General features: G+C 53.2%; 7 protein-coding genes and 1 pseudogene. All 8 read left to right on the top strand.

From position 1 onward, the window contains the following. Window positions 1-282, top strand: a pseudogene (locus HMPREF1144_RS10200) (hypothetical protein); the annotation flags it as partial. Between the two features lie 92 nt (window positions 283-374). After that, entirely contained in the window at window positions 375-641 is a 267-nt protein-coding gene (locus tag HMPREF1144_RS10195; RefSeq protein WP_007372268.1) for a hypothetical protein, read from the top strand. Between the two features lie 108 nt (window positions 642-749). Next, complete coding sequence (locus tag HMPREF1144_RS10190; RefSeq protein WP_007372269.1) at window positions 750-1,208, top strand: hypothetical protein; 459 nt, start codon at window positions 750-752, stop codon at window positions 1,206-1,208. 35 nt (window positions 1,209-1,243) lie between these two features. Further along, a complete protein-coding gene (locus HMPREF1144_RS10185) occupies window positions 1,244-1,720 on the top strand; it encodes a hypothetical protein (protein WP_007372270.1) in 477 nt (158 codons plus the stop codon). Window positions 1,721-1,794: 74 nt separating this feature from the next. Next, window positions 1,795-2,070 (top strand): hypothetical protein, encoded by a 276-nt coding sequence (locus HMPREF1144_RS10180; protein WP_007372271.1) that lies wholly within the window; start codon window positions 1,795-1,797, stop codon window positions 2,068-2,070. Window positions 2,071-2,184: 114 nt separating this feature from the next. Then, window positions 2,185-2,457 (top strand): hypothetical protein, encoded by a 273-nt coding sequence (locus HMPREF1144_RS10175; RefSeq protein ID WP_007372272.1) that lies wholly within the window; start codon window positions 2,185-2,187, stop codon window positions 2,455-2,457. 154 nt (window positions 2,458-2,611) lie between these two features. Further along, window positions 2,612-2,917 carry a hypothetical protein gene (locus HMPREF1144_RS32930; protein WP_016241563.1) on the top strand — a complete coding sequence of 102 codons (306 nt, stop codon included), beginning with the start codon at window positions 2,612-2,614 and terminating at the stop codon, window positions 2,915-2,917. Between the two features lie 12 nt (window positions 2,918-2,929). Next, window positions 2,930-3,223, top strand: a complete 294-nt coding sequence (locus tag HMPREF1144_RS10165) for a hypothetical protein (RefSeq protein ID WP_007372274.1) — start codon at window positions 2,930-2,932, stop codon at window positions 3,221-3,223. Window positions 3,224-3,476 lie beyond the last annotated feature (253 nt).

The raw sequence follows: 3,476 nt of genomic DNA, 5'->3' as shown, positions 1-3,476 counted from the left end.
GCGGAATCCGCCTGCGGTATCAGCCTGGTCTCTGATAAGGTCTGGCTGGAAAGCTGGTTCGACCTCGAAGACAAATTTGCTGATCAGATGGCCCACGTCGCTGAAGATGACAAGTCTGATACACGCTTCTTGCTCTACCGTGACCAGGTCATCGATGTGCGTGAATGCGAGACATCTTCTGTCCCAGGCTGGGATCTCCAGTTCGGCTTGAGCGGCGGTACGCAGATGCTATTCATTCGCCTTTCTGATGATGGCGATCACGTTGCACTGGGTCTCGAATAACTGCTGCCTGCGCCCGGGCTTGTTTGCCCGGGTTGCTCCCCTCCCCTGAATCAAACCGAGTATCATGACATCATTCTGAGGAGTACCAGACGATGAGCGAAGTAAAGCACTTCAGCATCACGAAAACCGTTGATTTTTACATCAATGAAGCATCCCCGGAAATTATTGCGGGCCGCAGGATCTATCTGGAAACCGTATTGATTCCTCGCCTTCGTACCGGCCTTGCCGTGCTCAATAAGATGGGCCTGACCGAGCGTGAAGATATGGAGCTGCGCGATGTGTACCAGCGTGGCGTGGAATTTTTTGACAAATTGTTCGATGGCCCTGTCCCGCAGGCCAATACCACCACCAGCCACTAATCCGCAAATTTTGTCCTTTTTTTACCCGGCTCTGACTTCGTCACCCGGGTAACCAGTGATTTAATAAGTAAACAAAACGAACATACCAATAATCACTGGGGATGCACCATGTTTAAAAGTCTGTCTGAATTGATGACCAGCGTTGGCAAGACTGATGCGCATAAAGTCTCGATAGTCCAGGTTAAAACCGGTGTCACCTCGTGGGGCCGCAAAAACCAGTCATCCCGGCCTACGGCTGAATACCAGATCTGGATGGATACTCCTGACAACGACAGTCGTATCGTCCTGAAGCTGAATTTCGTGCTGAGTTCCCGCCGTAACCAGCCTGAGAAGAATGCGCCCCTGAATATTGAAATCAGCCAGTACGCTAACTGGGATACGGTGAAACGCGCCTGGGCGGAATGCGCTCCTGAACGCTATATGCGGCTGGAGAATGAAACGACAGATGAGTTTATGTCCACCAGCGGGGTCTGGGAAGAAGCATCCGTCATCACCAATGACATGCAGCCGGATTACCGCTACTTCTATCCAGGCACGTCCTATTACGTGGCAAACGACAGCTACTGAAGCCAGAAAACACACCATATAACCGAGGATCTACCATGACCGACGCTATCCAGACTGCCCCTGAAAGCTTCAGCCTTTCTTCCCTGACCGACCTGTATCGCACAGTGCAGGCAACCGAGTCCCACGCTCTTTCAATGATGCGTGTCCAGAGGGGGATCACCTCCTGGGGGAGCCGTCGTATAACTGACCGCCGAACTGAGGGGTTCACCGTCTTTCTGGATGCGCCGGATAACGCCAGCCGTATTACTGTTAAAACGGAGTTCGTGCTGAATGCAGCAAAGACCGGCCCTGATACGTCTAATGATCTGGTGGTGGAAGCGCGTGAACATTCAGGCTGGGATGAGAGCCGGAATTGTTTCACTGTTACCCGCGAGATCGGCGAACTGCGGGTTAATGCTGGTGGTGAAAATCATGCTGCTACACTTCGTCAGCTGTGGAAGCTGCTTCACGCGCAGGCAAAAGCCTACCAGTCCAGAAATACTGCCGGTAACGCCACCTGGCTTATGTTCTGATAAGCCCCGGGCATGGTAATGTGCGTCACGACATTACGCCGTGGCGCACTACGTTCGTTTAGAAGGAAATGAAGATGAAAATAAGCCAGCTGGAAGTCGGGATGAGTGTCTGGTCGGTTAGCCGGGTAAATATGGGCAACACCACACTTAAAACAGTTGTCGTCCACCCGGTCGTGATTGTCGAAGTCCATGATAACCACGTCATAGCCACCTGGAATGGTAACGCCCCGCGTCGTTTCGGTGAGTCCGTCGTTAAGGGCTGGAAGAAAGAAAAGCCGTTGCTGATCCGTGAAGGTTTCGGGCAAATGCGCCTGGCTACCAGGGAAGAGAAAGCGCTGGCTGGTAAGTAACCCCCTTCGTGACCTGTATGACCCGTGGTGTAATGGCTCCGACAACCTGGCAGTTTTCGCAACGCAACACTCTGCCGCAAATCACCCTCCACGGGGCCAGACAGGGAATACACGATGACCGATGCCATTCTCTCTGAAGAGCTGTACTTCAAATACCTCAACACCTACGAACGCGAAAGCAGGTTTCGCATTGACTCTTTTCGCTTTGATGGCGAGCCTCAGTGGACAACCAAATTCGGTCAAGCTCGCATCCGCCCTTCTCAGGTACGTGTACTGCTCTGCCGCTGCGGGGCAAACAACTGGAAAGACGATGGCAGGTTCGCCAATGAGTACTGCTGCGACAGCTGCGGACAGTTCGTGGAGGTGCTACAGCATAACGACCGTTGATTCGCGTCCCGGGGCCGGAGCTGATGGCTCACTGATAAACCATTTCAGACCGACATATTCATTCTGATAATACCCGACGTATCGCCTTCGTCACCTGCCGGGCCCGTGTTGTACTGGTATCAGTACAACATAAAACGAGATCACGGGGCGCATCATGCAGACACTGACCGACGTATTCAGCGATAAGGCGAATAAAGCCTTTCATTCGATTTTCGCCGATTTCCTGCCCACCAGCGCGGATGGGGTAATCACCTTTACGGTTCGCGGCTATGGCGGAAAAACTGCCTGCATGACCGTCCCCTCTGGAACCCCGGTTTTCGTCTTTGGCACTGAAGAGCTCGCCGACTTCCATCGCTCCGCCGTGGCGGGTGAATTCTACATCGTTGATCACGGTGGTTTCCGCACCCTGAATCAACAGGTAGAACGTGGCCGCGTCCCAGTCATCTACGACATCCTCTGAAGGGATCCGATTATGGCAATCGACACAGTTTACCGCCTGCGGCTCGATTTCGACGTGTATAACGGCGATGTCATCGACACCAAAGAGCAGGAAGACAAAGACCAGATCTCCATTGCGAAAATCACCCAATTTATCTTCGATGCCTCCGTTCGGCTCAAGCTTGATGCCTGCGAAACCAGCGATGGCGGGCCAGCACATGGGCCTTACTGTGTTCTTGAGCACTGCAACCGAGCTGTACTGGAACAGGCCGAAACTGAAATTAAACGCTATGTGAGACGCTTTAAAGGCCATTCACTGGAAGACTGATGAACCCGGTACATCCACCAGCATGAGGATGTACCTGACTTCGATAGCCGCTGCCGGGCTGTGCCTCCTGAGCAGCAGAGGACAAGGTACGGATATGCCAGACAATAAACCCCGGATGACTGCCGCTGAAATGACTGAGCGAGCCTATCACTTCTTCCTGGACGCAAAGGGTCTGTCCCCTCGTGCCGGGCAGGTAGACATGATGGCGTTTTGCAGCGCAGTCGTTAACGCTACCCCCGCTGAGGAGCAGTAT

This window comes from Klebsiella sp. OBRC7 (genome assembly GCF_000293135.1).
In the GTDB taxonomy this organism is placed as follows: domain Bacteria; phylum Pseudomonadota; class Gammaproteobacteria; order Enterobacterales; family Enterobacteriaceae; genus Klebsiella; species Klebsiella michiganensis.
This window is presented reverse-complemented; position numbering and strand designations above follow the sequence as displayed.

Excerpts from the sequence above, each read along its gene's own strand:
- HMPREF1144_RS10180 (WP_007372271.1), top strand. The coding sequence starts at position 1,795 with ATGAAAATAAGCCAGCTGGAAGTCGGGATGAGTGTCTGGTCGGTTAGC.
- HMPREF1144_RS10185 (WP_007372270.1), top strand. The coding sequence starts at position 1,244 with ATGACCGACGCTATCCAGACTGCCCCTGAAAGCTTCAGCCTTTCTTCC.
- HMPREF1144_RS10165 (WP_007372274.1), top strand. The coding sequence starts at position 2,930 with ATGGCAATCGACACAGTTTACCGCCTGCGGCTCGATTTCGACGTGTAT.
- HMPREF1144_RS10195 (WP_007372268.1), top strand. The coding sequence starts at position 375 with ATGAGCGAAGTAAAGCACTTCAGCATCACGAAAACCGTTGATTTTTAC.
- HMPREF1144_RS10175 (WP_007372272.1), top strand. The coding sequence starts at position 2,185 with ATGACCGATGCCATTCTCTCTGAAGAGCTGTACTTCAAATACCTCAAC.
- HMPREF1144_RS32930 (WP_016241563.1), top strand. The coding sequence starts at position 2,612 with ATGCAGACACTGACCGACGTATTCAGCGATAAGGCGAATAAAGCCTTT.
- HMPREF1144_RS10190 (WP_007372269.1), top strand. The coding sequence starts at position 750 with ATGTTTAAAAGTCTGTCTGAATTGATGACCAGCGTTGGCAAGACTGAT.